12 protein-coding genes are annotated in these 18520 nt (G+C 57.0%); 4 read left to right on the forward strand and 8 right to left on the reverse strand.

From position 1 onward, the window contains the following. Positions 1–47: 47 nt before the first annotated feature. Entirely contained in the window at positions 48–806 is a 759-nt protein-coding gene (locus tag WM95_RS24340) for an SDR family NAD(P)-dependent oxidoreductase (RefSeq protein ID WP_023309579.1), read from the reverse strand. A 119-nt stretch (positions 807–925) separates the two neighbouring features. On the opposite strand from WM95_RS24340, the gene WM95_RS24345 reads away from it, so the two are divergent. The 3 genes from WM95_RS24345 (at position 926) to WM95_RS24355 (ending at position 4486) form a co-directional block, all read left to right on the forward strand. Further along, the gene (locus WM95_RS24345; RefSeq protein ID WP_045404754.1) at positions 926–1825 is read left to right on the forward strand and encodes a LysR family transcriptional regulator; all 900 of its coding nucleotides are present in this window, start codon (positions 926–928) and stop codon (positions 1823–1825) included. 52 nt (positions 1826–1877) lie between these two features. Next, positions 1878–2903: an inner membrane protein YhjD gene (gene yhjD, locus WM95_RS24350; RefSeq protein ID WP_088545058.1), complete on the forward strand. Its 1026-nt coding sequence runs from the start codon at positions 1878–1880 to the stop codon at positions 2901–2903. A 260-nt stretch (positions 2904–3163) separates the two neighbouring features. Beyond that, on the forward strand, positions 3164–4486 hold the full coding sequence (locus WM95_RS24355) for an MFS transporter (protein WP_047173982.1): 1323 nt from the start codon (positions 3164–3166) through the stop codon (positions 4484–4486). A gap of 60 nt (positions 4487–4546) precedes the next feature. Here WM95_RS24355 and WM95_RS24360 read toward each other — a convergent pair whose 3' ends face one another. Continuing rightward, the gene (locus WM95_RS24360; RefSeq protein WP_063409079.1) at positions 4547–6589 is read right to left on the reverse strand and encodes an AsmA family protein; all 2043 of its coding nucleotides are present in this window, start codon (positions 6587–6589) and stop codon (positions 4547–4549) included. A 65-nt stretch (positions 6590–6654) separates the two neighbouring features. Further along, complete coding sequence (gene pdeH, locus WM95_RS24365; protein ID WP_047743415.1) at positions 6655–7428, reverse strand: cyclic-guanylate-specific phosphodiesterase; 774 nt, start codon at positions 7426–7428, stop codon at positions 6655–6657. 229 nt (positions 7429–7657) lie between these two features. Between pdeH and WM95_RS24370 the strand changes: the two genes are divergently transcribed. Next, entirely contained in the window at positions 7658–8587 is a 930-nt protein-coding gene (locus WM95_RS24370) for a sugar kinase (protein WP_063409078.1), read from the forward strand. A gap of 63 nt (positions 8588–8650) precedes the next feature. Here WM95_RS24370 and WM95_RS24375 read toward each other — a convergent pair whose 3' ends face one another. The 5 genes from WM95_RS24375 to bcsZ form a co-directional block, all read right to left on the reverse strand. Next, on the reverse strand, positions 8651–10144 hold the full coding sequence (locus WM95_RS24375) for a M16 family metallopeptidase (RefSeq protein ID WP_045355918.1): 1494 nt from the start codon (positions 10142–10144) through the stop codon (positions 8651–8653). Between the two features lie 227 nt (positions 10145–10371). Next, a complete protein-coding gene (locus WM95_RS24380) occupies positions 10372–11658 on the reverse strand; it encodes a dicarboxylate/amino acid:cation symporter (protein WP_023309587.1) in 1287 nt (428 codons plus the stop codon). Between the two features lie 159 nt (positions 11659–11817). Continuing rightward, the gene (gene hmsP, locus WM95_RS24385; protein ID WP_063408133.1) at positions 11818–13824 is read right to left on the reverse strand and encodes a biofilm formation regulator HmsP; all 2007 of its coding nucleotides are present in this window, start codon (positions 13822–13824) and stop codon (positions 11818–11820) included. Between the two features lie 119 nt (positions 13825–13943). After that, positions 13944–17426: a cellulose synthase complex outer membrane protein BcsC gene (gene bcsC / locus WM95_RS24390; protein WP_063409801.1), complete on the reverse strand. Its 3483-nt coding sequence runs from the start codon at positions 17424–17426 to the stop codon at positions 13944–13946. Next, positions 17408–18514: a cellulose synthase complex periplasmic endoglucanase BcsZ gene (gene bcsZ / locus WM95_RS24395; RefSeq protein ID WP_063409800.1), complete on the reverse strand. Its 1107-nt coding sequence runs from the start codon at positions 18512–18514 to the stop codon at positions 17408–17410. The genes bcsC and bcsZ overlap by 19 nt, the downstream gene beginning before the upstream one ends. Between the last annotated feature and the right edge of the window lie 6 nt (positions 18515–18520).

The following is an 18520-nucleotide window of genomic DNA, read 5'->3' on the forward strand; positions in this document are numbered from 1 at the left end:
CATACTAAGGGTTTCCTTAAGGGGCTCCTTCGCCCTAAGCCCGTGTATCACAGGAACATACCGCCTGATACTTCAATACGTTGCGCATTCATCCAGCCCAGCTTATCGCTGAGCAGTGCCGCAATGGCATCGCCAATATCGTCCGGCAGCCCCACCCGTCCCAGCGCCGTCTGCGAGGCCAGAAGCTGATTCAGCTCCGCGTTGTCGCGCACGCGTCCGCCTCCAAAGTCAGTTTCTATCGCGCCCGGCGCAATGATATTGACGGAAATTCCGCGCGCGCCCAGCTCTTTCGCCTGATAACGCGTCAGCACTTCCATCGCCCCCTTCATGGCCGCGTAGGTCCCTGAGCCCGGCTGGGTAAAACGGGCCAGCCCGCTGGAGACGTTGAGGATACGACCCCCGTCGTTAAGCAGCGGCAGCAGGCGCTGGGTCAGGAAGAAAGGTCCTTTGAAATGAATGTTCAGCGCTTCATCAAACTGAGCCTCCGTCGTGTCGGCATAGGGCGCGTATAAACCCGTTCCGGCATTGTTCAATAAATAGTCAAAGGTTTCGCGCTGCCAGACGGTCTTAAGGGTTTCCTGAAGCTGTCGGGCAAAATGATCAAAACTCGTGATATCACCGACGTTGAGCTGTAATGCCGCTGCGTTGACGCCTTTTTGCTGAATTTCATGCACAACATCCAGCGCTTCCTGCTGGCTACGGTTGTATGTCAGGACAATTCCCGTGCCGTCTGCCGCCAGCTTTAACGCAGCGTTTTTGCCCAGACCACGGCTACCACCCGTCACTAATGCGATACGTTCACTCATCATAAACCTCGTTTTGGCTGTTAAGGAGATTGAGAAAGAGCTTATTAGGTGATAGAAAATCAATAAAGATGGGTTAAAACGCTTCACTGTTTCACCAGAAACAACAATGAGCTTCCTCTATGGATAAAATTCACGCAATGCAGCTGTTCGTCCGCGTCGCGGAACTGGAAAGTTTTTCCCGCGCGGCCGAAACATTAACCCTGCCGAAAGGCAGCGTCTCGCGGCAAATTCAGGCTCTGGAAAACCGGCTTGGCACCCAGCTATTGCACCGCACCACGCGCCGCGTCAGCCTGACGCAGGACGGCATGGTCTATTACGAACGGGCGAAAGATCTGCTGGCAAACCTTGATGAACTCGACGGTATGTTTCAGCACGATCCCTCCAGCATCAGCGGTCGGCTCCGCGTGGATATGCCCGTCGGCGTTGCTCGAAATTTAGTCATCCCCAAACTGCCTGCTTTTCTGCAGCACTATCCGGGCATTGAACTCGAGCTCAGCAGCAGCGATCGTCTGGTGGATGTGATCCGCGAAGGTTTTGATTGCGTGGTGCGCGTCGGCACTTTGAAGGATTCAGGGCTGATTGCCCGTCCGCTGGGCAAGCTGTCGGTGATTAACTGCGCCAGCCCGGACTATCTGGCGCGATTTGGCTATCCGGAAACCCTGGACGATTTAGGCTCGCACGCCGTGATCCACTACGCCGCGATGCTGGGAACCCGCCCGCAGGGCTTTGAGTTTTATAACGGCAGTGCGACGCAGTGGATTAAAACGGGCGGGGTGTTAACCGTCAACAGCACGGAAACTTACCAGGCTGCCTGTCTCGCCGGGCTGGGCATTATTCAGGTTCCGCGGGTTGGGGTGCGCGATTTACTGCGCGCGAAGAAACTGATTGAGATCCTCCCGCAATACCGGGCCGAACCGATGCCCGTCTCCCTGATTTACCCTCACCGCCGCAACCTCTCCCGCCGGGTCCATCTGTTCATGGAGTGGCTTACCGAACTCACAAAAGCTTACGTGGACTAGCCGCAAGCTATAATTCAAAAACACATCCAGCTCAACGAAAAGGAAAATGCGCGTGACGCCGGAAAACAACCCGCAACGACCCACCCAACATTTAGAGTATGAACCCGTCAAAAAGATGGAAACCGGGCCAGAAGAGGCCAAAACGCCAGGCACCGCCAGCAAAGCGCTGGGGACCGTCACCGGCATCGCCGCGAGAATTCAGCAGTTTCCCATGATTGCGCACCTGATACGCGCCACAGAACGGTTTAATGACCGCATGGGGAACCAGTTTGGTGCCGCCATCACCTATTTTTCCTTCCTGTCGATGATCCCAATCCTGATGGTGTCGTTTGCGGCAGCCGGTTTTGTGCTCGCGTCGCACCCGACGCTACTGCAGGATATCTTCAATAAAATCCTGAATAACGTCAGTGACCCGACCCTTGCCAGCACCCTCAAGAGCACCATCAATACCGCCGTTCAGCAGCGTATCACCGTGGGTATCGTCGGTTTGCTGATTGCGCTTTACTCCGGCGTTAACTGGATGGGCAACCTGCGCGAGGCCATCCGCGCCCAGTCGCGCGACGTCTGGGAGCGTAAGCCGCAGGACGAGGAGAAAATCTGGGTGAAGTATCTCCGCGATTTTGTTTCGCTGATTGGCCTGCTCGTCGCGCTGATCGTGACGCTTTCCATTACCTCCGTGGCGGGCTCGGCGCAGCAGATGATCATCTCCGCGCTCTACCTTGATTACATCGAATGGCTGAAGCCCGCCTGGCGCGGCATTGGGCTGGCCATTTCCATCTTTGCCAACTACCTGCTGTTCTTCTGGATCTTCTGGCGCTTGCCCCGCCATCGTCCGCGCAAGAAGGCGCTGATTCGCGGCACGTTGATTGCGGCGATCGGCTTTGAGGTGATCAAAATCGTGATGACCTACACGCTGCCGTCGCTGGTGAAATCCCCTTCTGGCGCGGCGTTTGGCTCGGTGCTGGGACTGATGGCCTTCTTCTACTTTTTCGCGCGCCTGACCCTGTTCTGCGCGGCATGGATTGCCACCGCCGAATACAAAGGCGACACGCGAATGCCCGGTAAAACGCACCGCTAGCCCTGCTCTCGGGCTGAAATTTCAGCCCGATTCATCATTTCAGCATATAAATCCAGTCCGTAACTTTTATTTAACCGAAAACCAGTTTAATTGACTAATATTTAAAATCTGTGAAGCATTTCATAGACGTGTTTTCGCTGGCCTGAAAATTATCCGCTTTTTGTTGCTTTTATCACCAGCGCGCGGCTTTGTTACAGATTGAAATGTCGCTTTTGCTGTGCGTAATATGGCCTTTCGTTCGACAAAAATAAGAAAATATTATGCAAGCAACAGCCACCACACTCGACTCAGGAACGGAAAACGTTCCGGTAAACTCGCGCAATAAAGTTGTCGTCGCCTCGCTGATTGGCACCGCCATTGAGTTCTTCGACTTTTATATTTATGCCACCGCCGCGGTCATCGTCTTCCCGCATATTTTCTTCCCGCAGGGCGATCCGACGGCGGCCACGCTGCAGTCTCTGGCGACCTTTGCCATCGCGTTTGTTGCGCGTCCGATTGGCTCTGCGCTGTTTGGACACTTTGGCGATCGCATTGGCCGAAAAGTCACCCTGGTGGCCTCGCTGCTGACGATGGGCATCTCCACCGTAGCCATCGGTCTGCTGCCGACCTATGAAACCATCGGCATTCTGGCGCCGGTCCTGCTGGCGCTGGCGCGTTTCGGTCAGGGTCTGGGGCTGGGCGGTGAATGGGGCGGCGCGGCGCTGCTGGCCACCGAGAACGCCCCGGCGCGCAAGCGCGCGCTGTACGGTTCATTCCCGCAGCTGGGCGCGCCGATTGGCTTCTTCTTTGCCAACGGGACGTTCCTGCTGCTTTCGTGGCTGCTGACGGATGAACAGTTCATGAGCTGGGGCTGGCGTCTCCCGTTTATCTTCTCAGCCGTGCTGGTGCTGATTGGCCTGTATGTGCGTGTTTCGCTGCATGAGACTCCTGTTTTTGCGAAAGTGGCCGCGGCGAACAAGCAGGTGAAAGTGCCGCTGGGTACGCTGCTGACCAAACACGTCCGCGTGACCGTACTGGGCACGTTCATCATGCTGGCAACCTATACGCTGTTCTACATTATGACCGTCTACTCCATGACGTTCAGTACCGCCGCCGCGCCGGTTGGCCTGGGGCTGCCGCGTAACGAAGTGCTGTGGATGCTGATGATGGCGGTGATCGGGTTTGGCGTGATGGTTCCGATTGCGGGCCTGCTTGCGGATAAATTTGGTCGTCGTGCAAGCATGATTACGATCACCACGCTGATCGTTCTGTTTGCTCTGTTCGTCTTCCCGCCGCTGCTGGGTTCAGGTAGTCCGGCGCTGGTGATGGCCTATCTGCTGATTGGTCTGAGCCTGATGGGGCTGACCTTCGGCCCGATGGGCGCGCTGCTGCCTGAGCTGTTCCCGACGGAAGTGCGTTATACCGGCGCGTCGTTCTCCTACAACGTTGCCTCTATTCTGGGCGCGTCCGTTGCGCCGTATATCGCCACCTGGCTGCAGGCGAACTATGGTCTGTTCTATGTGGGCGTCTATCTGGCGGCCATGGCGGCGCTGACGCTGATTGCGCTGCTGCTGACGCACGAGACGAAGCACCAGGCTCTGTAATTCACTGCGGCCTGATGCCCTCACCCCGGCCCTCTCCCACAGGGAGAGGGAGAAAGGGAGCTACTTCTTCATCTGCGACAAAATAGTCCGGCACTGATTCGCTTCGCCCTCAGACGGCGAAATCAACGCCAGCAGCGCTGCGGCCGGGGTGACCAGCGTCGCCAGGGCCGCAGCCACCGCACCGCGCGCAATCAGCGGTCCGGGCTTCACGCCCGCCTGCGGGTTTTTGAAGGTTCCGCGCACGTAAAGCGGCGAGCGCAGGGTGATGATGCGGATCCCCTTACTTTCCGGGTCAATCGTCAGATCAAGCTGCTCCGAGGCCATGCTGGCTGTCCCGGTCACGTTAATCACCGCGTTTTCCGTGTCGAAGGCAAATATCTGCGGACGCGCCACGCCGTTAACCAGATCCAGATTGGCCGCCGCGCAGTTCACCCGCACCTCGTCATCACCGAAGATTTGCCCGATGACGTAGTTACCGACGTTCAGCCCCAGGATCTCCATCAGGTTTCGGCTCACCAGCCCGTCGTTCATCAGCAGCTTCAGGTTACCATTGCCGCTGCCCAGCAGCGCCGCCACCGAGTTCCCCACGCCGCGAATGTCGGCATCACCGTTCATTTCACCGAGGGTTTTCTGCATCAGCTCTACATTCGGCATCAGCTCTTTCAGCTTCAATCGACGCGCCTGGATCTCCGCTCTTCCCTGCATCGGCTTTTTATCGCCTTCCAGATGAATATTCGAGGAAATCGTCCCGCCCGCCATGCCGAACTTCAGCGGCTGCAGGCGCAGGTCAGCGTTTTTGAGGAGGATATGGGTCGAAAGATTGCTGATCGGCAGCGTACTGCCATGTTCAATTTTTCCGCCTTTGAAGCGCACATCCGCATCCATCACGTCCCATTTGTCGGTTTCGAAGCGATCGTATGGCAGCACTTTGCCGGCAGGCTGAACATCCTTTTTGACCTCTTTCGACTTGGTCCCTTTACCCGAGTCCACGCCAATTAGCGGGCCCAGGTCGGCCAGACGCAGCTGACGGGACTCAACATCCCCTTCCAGTTTCGGGCGCGGTTTTCCGGTGGTGTAGGTCAGCGTGCCGTGAATATCACTGTCGCCGATGCGGCCGTTGAAATCCCGGTAGTCAAAAACGGACGATTTTTCGGTGTCGATTTTGGCAACCAGATGCCCGTCCGTTTCGAACGGTGGGGTATCCGGCAGCAGCACGCCGGTCAGTTCATACAGCTCGCCCAGCGAATCGCCGGCAAATTTAAGCTGAAGATCGACGCCGCCCATATTCATCGGGTCGTTGACCGTGCCAACGAACGCCACGCGGGTGTTACCGGAACGGAAGTCCGCCTGAACCGGGAACGGCGTGCCTTCGCTCCGTAGCGCCAGCATGCCGCCAATTTTCCCTTTACCGCTGAGAGGCCGATCGTTGTAGCGTCCTTTTGCCGTCAGGCCGAAGACATAGTCACCCACGCTTGCCGCGTCGCCTTTTGCTTTCGTGCCCGTGACCTCGCTAAACGGTAGCGGTTTGCCCAGCGGATCGACGAGGATCTCCACATCCGCCTTGCTGACCTTATCGTCGATGGCGATCCGTCCGCGATCGAAAAGAATATTGTCGAGACGGAATGACCAGGAGGAAGGCTGGGCATTCGGATCTTTTTCGCTGTCGCTGGCAAGGTTAAACGTCCAGTTGTTGTTTTTTTCTGAAAGTCGGATCAGACGCGCATCGGGCTGCTGAAGTTTGATCCACGGCAGATAGACCGTTTTGGTGAAGAGCGCCAGAGGAGCCAGCGTGGCTTCAACGCGCGGCAGGTGGATCATGGTGACGTCCGGGATATCCGGAGGGTTGCCGAGAATGATGTCGTCGGCATGGACGTGTGGCCAGGGGATCCAGCTTCGCCAGCCGGGCTCCTCTTTCTGACGCTCCCACACCACCCCTAAATCACCGCGTATGGCGAAGGGGCGGTTCAGTTCGGTTGAGACTTTCTGGTTGATGGTCGGCTTGAGACGGTTCCAGTCAAACGTCGCAATAATGATGGCGACGACCACGATCAACAACAAGAAAATCCCTGCTGTCCAGGAGATTACCCTGGTTGTTCTCGTCATTTTTATCCCCTTTCCTGATGACCTGTCCTGTAAAACTATAGTCCAGACAAAGGGAAGCGGGCTTATCAGAGGGTCGTTATAACGCTATCGAGGCGATCCATGGGTACCGGGCGGGAGAGATAATAGCCTTGCGCCGCCGCTGCGGGGGAGTTTTGCACATCACGCCACTCTTCCAGTGTTTCTACACCTTCAACAATCACGCCCTGGCAATAGCGGTTCATCAGCTGTAATAACAGCGTAAACAGATTCCGCCCTTCCGGGGTTTGACGCAGCATAATGAACAGGTCGCGGGCCACTTTGATGTAATCGTAGCGTACTTCACTCAAGGCGGAGAAGTTCGCCATGCCGGTGCCAAAGTCATCCAGCCACAGCGGGCCGTATTCGCATATCGACGCAAACGAGGAATTCTGCGGCAGGCGGACATGCTCCACCAGCTCAAAGCGCATCCACGGCAGGGTGGCGATCAGCTCCTGCAATTTTGCGTTCTGACGCAGCGCCAGCAGGGTTGGACCATCGACGTTTACTGAGGCGAGGATATCGTGCTGTTCGAAAAAAGGTTGCTTCGTCGCCAGCATACGAAGCTGCTCTTCCAGCACGTCCAGACGCTGGCGAACGGCAACTTCGGCAAAATAGCGATCCGGCGCGATGCGCTGAGTAGGGTTTGAGGGATGCGTAACGACGGTCAAAATTTCAATTGCCATCAGTCGACCATCTGTTCGGTAGATCGGCTGATAGGTGTACGCACGCTCACATTGCAGCCAGTAGCGATGCTCCTGCAAGTTCTCAATACTTGCCTCAGGCGTAGTGCTCAGCCGCTGGATAACCTGCTCTGACTTCATTTCAGATGTCCTGTTGTTGGGATAGCCTTTCTGGACTCGTCACAGGATTATCGGCGCGACAATTGAGAACTTTATGTTCAATTCACCGGGAAAATGAAATTAAGATGACAGAAATGCGCGGGAACACGCGCTGGCTCAAATAAAATAATGGAACGTTGTTTTAATATAGTTGACCGGTTAATTCACTCAGCGCACACTGCTGATAATTCTTCTGTTCAGGTTCACGACTATGTCCAAAAAAATTGCCGTGATTGGCGAATGCATGATTGAGCTGTCACAAAAAGGCGCGGAAGTCAGCCGCGGATTTGGTGGCGATACGTTAAACACGTCCGTTTATATTGCCCGTCAGGTTGCACCTGAGGCGCTTACCGTGAACTACGTGACCGCCCTGGGCACGGACAGCTTCAGCCAGCAAATGCTGGAGGCCTGGCAGAGTGAACATGTTGAAACGTCGCTGATTCAGCGTATGGAGAACCGCCTCCCTGGGCTTTATTACATCGAAACCGACAGCACCGGCGAACGCACGTTTTATTACTGGCGTAACGAAGCCGCGGCCAAATTCTGGCTGGAGAGCGACGCGGCAGCGGCCATCTGCGAAGAGCTCGCGACCTTTGACTACCTCTATCTGAGCGGCATTAGCCTGGCGATCCTGAGCCCTACCAGCCGTGAAAAGCTGCTCTCGCTGCTGCGAGAATGCCGTGCAAACGGCGGCAAGGTTATTTTCGATAACAACTACCGCCCGCGCCTGTGGGCCAGCCGCGAAGAGACGCAGCAGGTCTATCAGCAGATGCTGCAGTGCACCGACATCGCCTTCCTCACGCTCGACGATGAAGACGCCCTGTGGGGTGAGAAACCGGTAGAGGAGGTGATTGCACGCACGCAGGCGGCAGGCGTGAGCGAAGTGGTGATTAAGCGCGGGGCGGATTCATGCCTGGTCGCGGTGGCGGGCGAAGCGCTGGTTGACGTGCCGGCGGTGAAGCTTGCCAAAGAGAAAGTGATTGATACCACGGCGGCCGGTGATTCATTCAGCGCGGGCTATCTGGCAGTACGGCTGATGGGTGGAACGCCGGAAGCGGCGGCACAGCGTGGTCACCTGACGGCCAGCACGGTGATTCAGTATCGAGGGGCGATTATTCCGCGCGAGGCGATGCCTGTTTAAGTCAGGTGCGGGCTGATGCCCTCACCCTAACCCTCTCCCACAGGGAGAGGGAATGTTTAAGCATTACTGCCCCTGCGGAATATCCGTCGCGTCCGGATGTAAATCATCGGACGTGGCGGCCTGCACTGGCTGCGGCGCGGTAGCCATAATAGAATCCCAGGTTTTCTGAAGTTCCTTCATGTCATATTCCGGCTCGCCCTTCGGCTGCAGGAGGATCAACGCCATCTCCTGCGACAGCTGCTGACGGAGGTCCTGATTGAGCATATCGACGGTCAGACCGTTCAGGAAGTCCTGACGCAGTTTCTGGTACTGTTCCGGCGCAATGTCCACCACCTGGTTCTGCAGAGAGCGAATACGCTGGCTGATCAGAATGTCGGTATCGGCGCGAGCGTAGGTCGCAAACAGCTTCTGCAGCTCAAGTTTTTTCTGCGCCACGAGAGCGTTGAATTCCTCTTCGGAAAGCCCCTCTTTACGCACTTTTGCCAGTTCTTTTGCGACCACGCCCAGATTGGCATTCAGCTTATCGCCCGGCGACTCAACGTTGATGGCGCACTGCGCACGCTGGAACAGCACGCGGCAGTCAAAGCCAAGACCGATATTCTTCACGTTGTTCTTGCTCAGCGTCTGCTGAACGTGCCAGAACAGCGCTTCACGCGCCAGATCGGCACGCCAGTAGCGCAGCATCGCCGCGGACTCGCGGATGGGCTGCCAGGCGTTATCCCACATGACGGAGAGGCGATCCTGACGCACGGCGTCCGTCATAATGCTGACAGGCTCTGCACGCAGCGGAGAGAGCGTCGGAACAGGGGCTGGCGTTTCACGCTTGCCTTTCAAATCACCAAATGCTTTGTTGATCTGCTCCACCACCGCGCGGCTGTCCACGTTACCCACCACGATCAGCGTCATGGCGTCCGGGGTGTACCACTTCTGGTAGAACGATTTTACCTGTTCGGCATCGACAGGCTGTTTCAGCGGTTCGGCCGGGTCATGTCCCAGCAGCGTCGAGCCTTTCAGTCGGTAACGCCACCAGCCCTCTTTGGTATCTCCAGGCCAGGTCGCCACCATGTCGCTGTTACTCAACGCATAGTTGACGGTATCCGGCGTAATCGCCAGATTGCCAGAGGCATCGGAGAGATACGTAAGCGCTTCTTTTAGCAGATCGTTACGGTTATTAGGCAGGCTCAGGTTAAACATGGTGTAGTCATACGAGACCACCGCCGGAGGGAGTGGGCGTTTCGGATCGATGGCCTGCTGCCAAAGCGAACGCACCTGAACCGCTTGCAGGCTGCCGCTCTGCGTGAGCGCCAGCCGGGGAATAAAATGGCTAAAACCGGTTTGCTGAGTGCTTTCCGCGAGGGAACCGGTATTAATGGACAGACGGATTTCTACACGGTCACTGGGACGTTGCGGAGTGGCTAAAACCTGCCACTGAAAACCGTTCGCTAATGTCCCTTGTTGCCAGGCCGGGTCTGGCTGGAGCGCATCTGCCTGCACATAACTGGCTGCTGCCATCATCAGCAAACCGCCGGTTAAGAGTCGAATTTTTGTGCCCTGCATGTGAACCCCTGATCAACATTCCTGGTTAAAAAAGAGTGTTTCGCGACGCGCTTCACTCTTAAAGATGACGATGAAAACACGTCGATTAGACCGCGCGTTCGGCAAAACGTCACGGTCAGAAGTGAAATATACCCAAAAAAAATCTTGTCGAATTATGACAGGTACGAACAGTTATTATGCGCAGGAGCCCGCATCCCGACAAGGGAATACGGGCATTTGTGACAAGATTAAGAGGTTAAGCCAGGATTTTTGCTGTCAGTTGAACGGTTATTCAGAGTATCGTCGAGCTTTTTGTGATCCAGCTCTTTCACCCATTTCGCCACCACTACCGTCGCCACGCCGTTACCCACCAGGTTGGTTAACGCACGCGCCTCAGACATAAAGCGGTCAATACCGAGAATCAACGCCAGACCCGCCACCGGCAGGTGACCCACAGCGGAAATGGTGGCAGCCAGCACGATAAATCCGCTGCCCGTCACCCCTGCCGCGCCTTTAGAAGAGAGCAGGAGCACCACCAGCAGGGTAATCTGGTGGAAAATATCCATATGGCTGTTGGTCGCCTGAGCGATAAACACGGCCGCCATCGTCAGGTATATCGAGGTGCCGTCCAGGTTGAAGGAGTAGCCCGTCGGGATCACCAGCCCGACCACCGATTTACGGCACCCCAGCTTTTCCATCTTGTCGAGCATACGCGGCAGCGCCGATTCTGAAGAGGAGGTCCCCAGAACAATCAGCAGCTCTTCACGGATGTAACGGATAAATTTGAAGATGTTGAAACCCGTCGCGCGGGCGATGGACCCCAGCACCACAACCACAAAAAGTATACAGGTGATATAGAAGCAGATAATCAGCTGACCCAGCTGCACCAGCGTACCGACGCCATACTTACCGATGGTAAAGGCCATCGCCCCGAAAGCACCGATCGGCGCCAGGCGCATGATCATATTGATGATGCCGAAAATAACCTGCGAGAAGCTTTCGATCACATTAAAGATAAGCTGGCCTTTGCTGCCCAGACGGTGCAGGGCAAAACCAAACATCACGGCAAACAGCAGAACCTGCAGGATGTTTCCGCTGGCGAACGCGCCAATGACGCTGCCCGGGATTACGTCCAGCAGGAATGCCACCACGCCCTGATCCTTCGCCTGCTCGGCATACACCGCGACCGCTTTGGCATCCAGCGTTGACGGGTCTACGTTCATCCCCGCGCCCGGCTGCACCACGTTGACGATGATCAGACCGATAATCAGCGCAAGGGTACTGACCACTTCAAAATAGAGAAGCGCCACTGCACCAGTACGACCGACCGCCTTCATGCTTTCCATGCCAGCGATGCCCGTCACGACGGTACAGAAGATCACCGGAGCGATGACCATTTTAATGAGCTTAACGAACGCGTCGCCAAGCGGTTTCATTTGCGCGCCCAGCTCAGGGTAATAGTGACCCAGCAGAATACCGATGGCGATGGCTGTCAGGACCTGGAAATAAAGACTTTTGAAGAGTGAGGTTTTCATAAGGTGTCCTTGGGAAGAAAAACCACAGGCTTTGTAAGGTTATGGTTAACCTGCGGCTTTAAAATAACACCCACATAACAGGACAGAAATAAACTCAGTTCAAATTTGAAACACAAATGTTAAGAACTTTGAGCTGGCTCGCACAAGCCAGCAACAAAATTACACTTTTGCGTTATTGTCAGCACCAGAAAGGTATCGTTCTTCAAAGACATCCGAAGGAACAGCAGGGGCAAAAAGGAAGCCTTGTCCGCTCTCCACGCCCGCCTCTGCCAGCCAGGCGCGTTGCGCTTCGGTTTCAATTCCCTCGGCAATAAGATGCAGATTGAGGCTGCGCGCCATCTGGATAATCGCCTGCACCATGCTGCTGTCGCCCGGCAGACCGTCGACAAACGCTTTATCAATTTTGAGCACATCCACCGGAAGGGTTTTCATGTGCTGAAGCTGACGCAGCCCGGCGTACCCCATGCCAAAATCGTCCAGCGCGATGCGAATGCCGGCACTACGCAGCGGTTTCAGGATCGCGACCGCCTGATTAGGGTCGTCGATGCGTCGGCTCTCCGTCACTTCAAGAGTTAACGTATCAGGCTTGATTCGGTAACGATGGATCAGCTCCAGCATCTCTGAAACCATGGTCGGGTGCATAAGCTGCAGGGCAGACAAATTGACCGACAGCGGCAGCGTCACGCCGCGCTCCTGCCAGGCGGCAAGCTGACGGCAGGACTCTTCCAGCACCCAGTAGCCGACGGTAACCATCAGGCCGCAGGACTCAATGCGCTCAATCAGCCCTTCCGGCAGCTCCCATGAGCCATCCGGCTGCTGCACGCGCAGCAGTGCCTCGGCGCTTTTCACTTCTCCCGTCTGCAAATTCACCTGCGGCTGTAGCCAGAGGGCAAACTGGCGGTTATCCAGCGCGGTCAGGATGTCGCTCTCTTCCGTCAGGCGCTGCTGCGCCTTTTCCATCTCTTCCGGCGCGAAGAACTGGATCTGATTTTTGCCTTTGCGCCGGGCGGTGAATGCCGCCGAGAACGCGCGATGATAAAGCTGCTCTGCCGTTAAATCGCCATAGTACATCGCAATACCGATACTGGCGCTTGGACGAAGCTGGATACCCTGAATGGGCAACCGCTCATTAATGACAGTGAGTACTTGCTGACCTAAAGTGATCGCATGCCAGGGTTCTTTTACGCCGTTGGCAATCACCACCAGGTCGTAACCGCTGACCTGGGTCAGCACCATGCGCGGGGCCAGGACAGACTTCACTTTTTCGACCAGAGTCAGCAGCAGCATTTCGCGCTGGCTCTCCCTGAGCACGCCAGCCGTGTCCTGCAGGGTTTCACAGGCGATAACCATCAGCGCCGTAGTTTGCTGACGGGCAACGGTCTGCTCCAGCATCGCCATCAGGAAGGCTTTATTAGGAAGCTCCGACACCGGGAAGCGCGTGGCGCTGCTGTTTAACTCATCCTGCTGGCGCTGGATGCGCTGCTGGTTGAGGTTGTAGCTGCGCACCAGCATACCTATCTCATCGTCATGATGCAGACGCGGGAGCTCAAGCTGATGCCCCATCTGATCCTGCGGCGCAAGCGTATTCAGCTCGCGGGCGATACGGCGCAGCGGATGAACAATCAGCCGGTTAATGCACCAGGTGAGCGCCACGCTGAGAATAAGCGTCATAAGTAAGCAAGTGGTCACTAACGTAACCACCCAGCTCATGACGAATTTATACATGCGGTAGGAGTCCGCCTGTAATACCAGGTAGGCCAGCGGCTGCGGGTTGGCAGGGCGTTCGAGCGAATAAACGGGCAGCGAAATTTGCACCGGCAGTTCAAACAGGCGCATCACCATCATCGGGACGGGACGCTCCGGGATAAAGCTCATCCGCAGCGCCTGAAACTGGTTGGGCAAGACCACATCGGCGCGGCTCACGACGCCGGCAGGCTGAATGCGTTTTAAAATGGTTTCCGCTTCGGGAATATCCCCTTTCAGGATAGAGGCAGAGAGCGGGCCGCGCACCGAGCGGGCGATACTTTCTAACTGCGAAGCCGTGTTATAGCGATTCTGCTGTACGGAATGAAACAGCAAAATTACGCAGAAGAGCAGTACAAACAGCATGGTGACGGCAGAAACCATCGCCATCTGTTTGATTGTTAAGGAACGGCTGACACGCAAAATGACTCTCCACAAAACTCGAAGCGCAGGGCGCGCCAGGGTGTAAACCTGGCGCGCCTGAGTATACCCGATTGCCGCGCTATTAAGAGAGACTTACAAATGGATTAAGGAAAATCCGATTACCAGTCCGCGTAAGGGATAAGCGGCTGCGGCGGTAAGTCCATATCGCCCTGCCAGCCTGCAGCAGAGTAACGCACATAGATCAGCGCATGGCTTGGGGTATAGTCTTTCGCTTCCTGAATATCCACGCCCATGCCCACAAACCAGTTGGACGTTACGCGGCGTTCGATAATGGCCCGCGCGGTATAACCCGTGCCTGAGGAGCTGCTGCCGGTTTCCATCGCGCCCCGGTCGGTATAGCGGTCTGGCTCATCGGTCGGGATCAGGTTCTGAATCGGGTAGCGCAGCTCGTCTTTGGTTTTAGAGTGAGACCAGGACACCGAGCCACCCAGCTCCCAGGACCAGTTCTCCGTGCGTTTACGCCAGGTCACCGGCAGTGCGAAGGAGACATACTCCTGCGGGCTGTAGTAGCCGCCCTGACCCAGGGTATAACCGCTCAGGTCTTTGTCATAGTGCCAGAGCATATTGGAGACGCCGACCGTCAGGCGCTCGTTGTTTTTATTAATGAGCTTGTAGTAGTAACCCGTCATCCAGCGGACGCGCCAGTTATCTTCCACATTTTTACCCGTCAGCGTTTCCGCGTTCAGGCTTGACCAGACGCCGTTCGCTTCCCCTTTGTCATAGCTCATGCTTACGCCGCCACCGGTGGCACGTACGCCGCCCCAGGTGGTGCCGGTGTTAGTATCTTTTTGCCCGGCGAACGCCAGCAGGGAGCTGGAGATTGGGCGGCGATGGGCGTTAACGGTATAGCCGATGGGGCCCAGATCGCTGCTGTAGCTGATACCGCCCACCACGTCGACGACGTCAAAGCCCATTGGCGTAGTGCCAATATCCATCGCCCAGGTTTTATTCTGCCAGCCGACGGCGACGCTTGCGCCATTGTCGGACTGATGGGTGTTGCCGCTACACGGCGTTTCGTAGCAGGTCCCCCATTTTGGATCGTAGGTCCCGTTATTGTTATCAAATGAACCGGCGTCCATGTTGACCAGATCGCTTCTGAAGAACATGCGCCCGTCAGACAGCGGGGCATCCACCTGCAGCATGGTGGTGTGCGCTTTCAGGTCGGAATAGCCGCCCGTTCCGCTGGAACCCCAGTAGTCGTGCTGCAGCGTGACGTTAACATCCTGCTGACGGTACAAGTCACCGGCGTCACTGCGCACGCCGCGCTTCAGCCAGTCGTCCTTTTCATCGTTACGCGTCAGGCGGGTGAAACTGTCGTTGTCGGCCGGACGCGTCGTGGTGATGCCCGTCGACACCATCGCGTCTTTATAGGTTTCCAGCGCCTGCTGAGGCTGACCGTTTTGCGCCTGGAAACGCGCGGCATCACGTAACACCAGCGCGTTTTCCATGGAGCCGGGATGCGATTTAGCCTGCGGAATGATTTTGTTGAAGGTCTGTTCTGCGGCGGCGGAATCGCCCAGGCCTGCCTGCGCCATCGCGATCCGGCGCTGCATGTTGAGCGACAGCGGCTGGCCGTTTTGCGCGGCGGGCAATTTCGCCAGCTCTGCGCGCGCGGCATCTTTGTCACCCTGCGCGCTGTAAATCTCGGTCAGGCCGAGGATCGCGTCTTCGTTCTGCGGCTCACGCTGCAGGACGGCGCTGTACGTCGTTTTCGCCGACGCCAGATCGCCACGCTGCTGCGCCCAGTCCGCCAGCGTCAGGTCTATGCGGGTGGAGGTCGGCTGCTGACGCAGAAGGTTTTCCGCCTCCTGCTCTTTGCCGCTGTCGCGCAGACGGTTGGCGGTTTCCAGCACCTGGTTGCTTTGCAGGCGATCGGCAAGCTCCTGAATATTGCCGTTCCACTGGCTGCGCGGCAGCGTGTCCAGATGCGCCAGCGCGGCGCGGTCCTGATCGTTGCCGGAAAGATAGAGCCCGCTGGCGTACACCTGATCCGGGTCGGACGGTTTCTGGCTGGCAAGCTGACGCATCAGGGTATCCGCCTGGCTGCGCTGACCCGCGCTGTAGAGATCGCGCGAGAGACGATAGGTTATCCACACGTCGCCGGGAGAGAGCGCCAGACGACGACGCTGAATCTCTGCCGCCTGGGCGTATTTCCCCTGATTTTCCAACTGTTCTGCCTGAGCGGAGAGCTGCTCGTTGGTCAGGCTGCGCTCAATATCATCAATGCTCCGGCGCTGGCTGGCGGAGAGAGACTGGATAAACTGCGAGGCCTTCTCCGGGGACTGGGCACGGTAAATATTGGCCAGGCCGCGGACCGCATTGCTGTTGCCGCTGTCCATACGCAGCGCCTGGCGATAGTAACGTTCCGCCGCGTCGTTATCTTTACGCGCCGCGGCGGCATCGCCCAGCCCCAGCACGGCATAACTGTCGGTATTGTCGATACCGCGCGCCTGCTGATAGTAACGCTCCGCCTGCGCAGGGTTATTCACCTTCAGGGCCGCATCGCCCTGCTGGATCAGCAGCCAGTAGCGGTTGACCTTCAGCAAACTGTCCCATTTACCCCGGTTATCGCTCTGGGGATCGAGGGCTATCGCCTTTTCAAACTGCGCCACCGCGCGGGCGCGGTCGCCTTTCTGGGAATAGGCCTGGCCAAGGGCGCCTACCGCTTCACTGTCGGCATGGTTGGCGCTGACGGCTTTTTGCAGCTCAGCCACCGCCTTACTCCCCTGCCCGGCATCCACCGCCGCCAGCCCTTCCGCTTTCGCGCGGAACGCCGGGTCAGCGAGCTGTTTTTGCTGTTCTTCGAGCTGGGCACGCGCCGCCACGACGCTATCACCACTGCTGAATATGCTCAGGTATTTTTGCAGCGCGCTGACGCTGGCGCTGCTGGCAGGCTGGCCTTTGATTTGGTCATACCACATATCAGACGCCTGGCTGCGCCCGTTGGTCGATTTAGCCATCTCCTGCAATACCGCAAAGCCTTCATCACGGCGTCCGCTCTGGAACAAAAGCTGGGACAGCGTCGCCTGCAGCTGCGTATTTCCGGGGCTGCTGGTGTTGATTTTCTTGAGCTGGTTAATGGCCGCATTCCGGCGAGCAGGATCTTTCGCGACCACATTCCAGTATTCCGTCGCCACGTCGCCGCCCGGCGGGTTGCCGTCAAACAGCTTGTCATAGGCTGCAATCGCCTCCTGCGTGTGTCCCGTTGTGGCGAGCAAACGCGCCTGCTGGAGCTGCTGGCGGCCATCCGGGGTGGACAGCAGCATCGTGTTGCGTGATGACTGGTACGCACTCGAGCCCGGTGCGAGTCCTTTCAGACGATCCAGCTCTTTTTGCGCACCGGCGTTATCGCCCTGGCGCAGCAGGTAGCGAAAGCGTGCGGCAATGACGTCAGGGTTGTTCGGGTCAATCAGCTCAAGACGATAAAGCGACTGACGAACCAAATCCTCACGCTGTGTCGACTCGCCCAGCCGAACCTGTTCCAGCAGCTGTTTCTGCTGCGGAGAGTTGGCGGCCTCAGCCATCGGCATCAGTGCCAGGCCAAGCGATAAAGTGAGTAGATTTACTGTGAACTTGCGCATTCCTGGCCCCAATCCGGTATTAATTCACCTTTTGCGGTGAAGCGAAAACGATGCTGATCCCATCCTTGCCCAAAGAGAGTCAGCACGTAGCTGTAATAGGCATTATTATCGGGAAAATGGTCTGCAACGCGCTGGCGCTGAACCGCCTGGGCATCACGTTGTTGTAAAAACGGCAGCATGGCGGCAGAGAACCCGACCGGACCATTCCCGGTGCGTTTACCCGTCGCCACATCCACTTTCTCCGGCGGCACACCCCGTTTCATTGTCTTTGCCGCCATCGGCTGGAAGCGCGTCAGCAGCCGGGCTTTCTGAGGATCTTTATCACTCATCATTCCCACCCAGAGATAAACGCGGATGGCGTCGTAGCCGCCCACCAGCGATTTATCCTGCTGTAACCGCCAGCCTTTGTTTTTCTGATACTGAACCCAGTCCGGCGAAAAACCTTTCGGTGCGCTCTCCAGCAGCAGACGCTGATTGGTTTCACGAAGCTGGGTCCACGGGGTACCAAAACGCGTGAAATAACTCGCTAGCTGCGGAGGAAGATAGCTGGGGTTAAAACGCCAGACGTTTTCATCGGCAAAACCGACTTTACCGGGAAGCAGCATTGCGCCGAGCCCCGGCACTTTCACCACTTCCTCACTGACAATGCGTTTCAGCAGCGCCTTACCCGTGCGGGTATAGTCCGGATGTTTCCACAACCGGCCCGCTTCGAGCAGAGACCAGGCGATCCAGACATCGGCGTCAGAGGCGGAGTTGGTATCAATCACCGCCCACGTCTCTTTATCTTTCTGGCCCCATAGCCAGGCGGGCAGGTTGTCGTTGAGATTGCCGCTGGCAAGATTATCGCGCGTCCAGGTCAGCAGCTGGTCAAACGCGCTGCGATCGTTCGCCGCAAGGGCAAAGAACAAGGCGTAGCTTTGCCCTTCCGAGGTCGTAATTTTGCGCGTGTCGCTGGGATCAACGACACGCCCGCCCTCGCTGATGTAGTCCTTTTTAAACTGCTCCCAGGCAGGCCAGGTACAGGCGGCGCGAAGAGGAAGCGCCGCCAGCATCACCGCTGCTAATGCACACCAGCGAAAGGCTTTCATCACATC

The sequence above is a fragment of the Enterobacter cloacae complex sp. ECNIH7 genome (assembly GCF_002208095.1).
Classification (GTDB): Bacteria; Pseudomonadota; Gammaproteobacteria; order Enterobacterales; family Enterobacteriaceae; genus Enterobacter; species Enterobacter cloacae_M.

Bases quoted from the DNA above. Each gene is read 5' to 3' on its own strand.
- WM95_RS24340 (WP_023309579.1), bottom strand. From the start codon at position 806: ATGAGTGAACGTATCGCATTAGTGACGGGTGGTAGCCGTGGTCTGGGC.
- WM95_RS24345 (WP_045404754.1), top strand. From the start codon at position 926: ATGGATAAAATTCACGCAATGCAGCTGTTCGTCCGCGTCGCGGAACTG.
- WM95_RS24355 (WP_047173982.1), top strand. From the start codon at position 3,164: ATGCAAGCAACAGCCACCACACTCGACTCAGGAACGGAAAACGTTCCG.
- WM95_RS24360 (WP_063409079.1), bottom strand. From the start codon at position 6,589: ATGACGAGAACAACCAGGGTAATCTCCTGGACAGCAGGGATTTTCTTG.
- pdeH (WP_047743415.1), bottom strand. From the start codon at position 7,428: ATGAAGTCAGAGCAGGTTATCCAGCGGCTGAGCACTACGCCTGAGGCA.
- WM95_RS24370 (WP_063409078.1), top strand. From the start codon at position 7,658: ATGTCCAAAAAAATTGCCGTGATTGGCGAATGCATGATTGAGCTGTCA.
- WM95_RS24375 (WP_045355918.1), bottom strand. From the start codon at position 10,144: ATGCAGGGCACAAAAATTCGACTCTTAACCGGCGGTTTGCTGATGATG.
- WM95_RS24380 (WP_023309587.1), bottom strand. From the start codon at position 11,658: ATGAAAACCTCACTCTTCAAAAGTCTTTATTTCCAGGTCCTGACAGCC.
- bcsC (WP_063409801.1), bottom strand. From the start codon at position 17,426: ATGCGCAAGTTCACAGTAAATCTACTCACTTTATCGCTTGGCCTGGCA.
- bcsZ (WP_063409800.1), bottom strand. From the start codon at position 18,514: ATGAAAGCCTTTCGCTGGTGTGCATTAGCAGCGGTGATGCTGGCGGCG.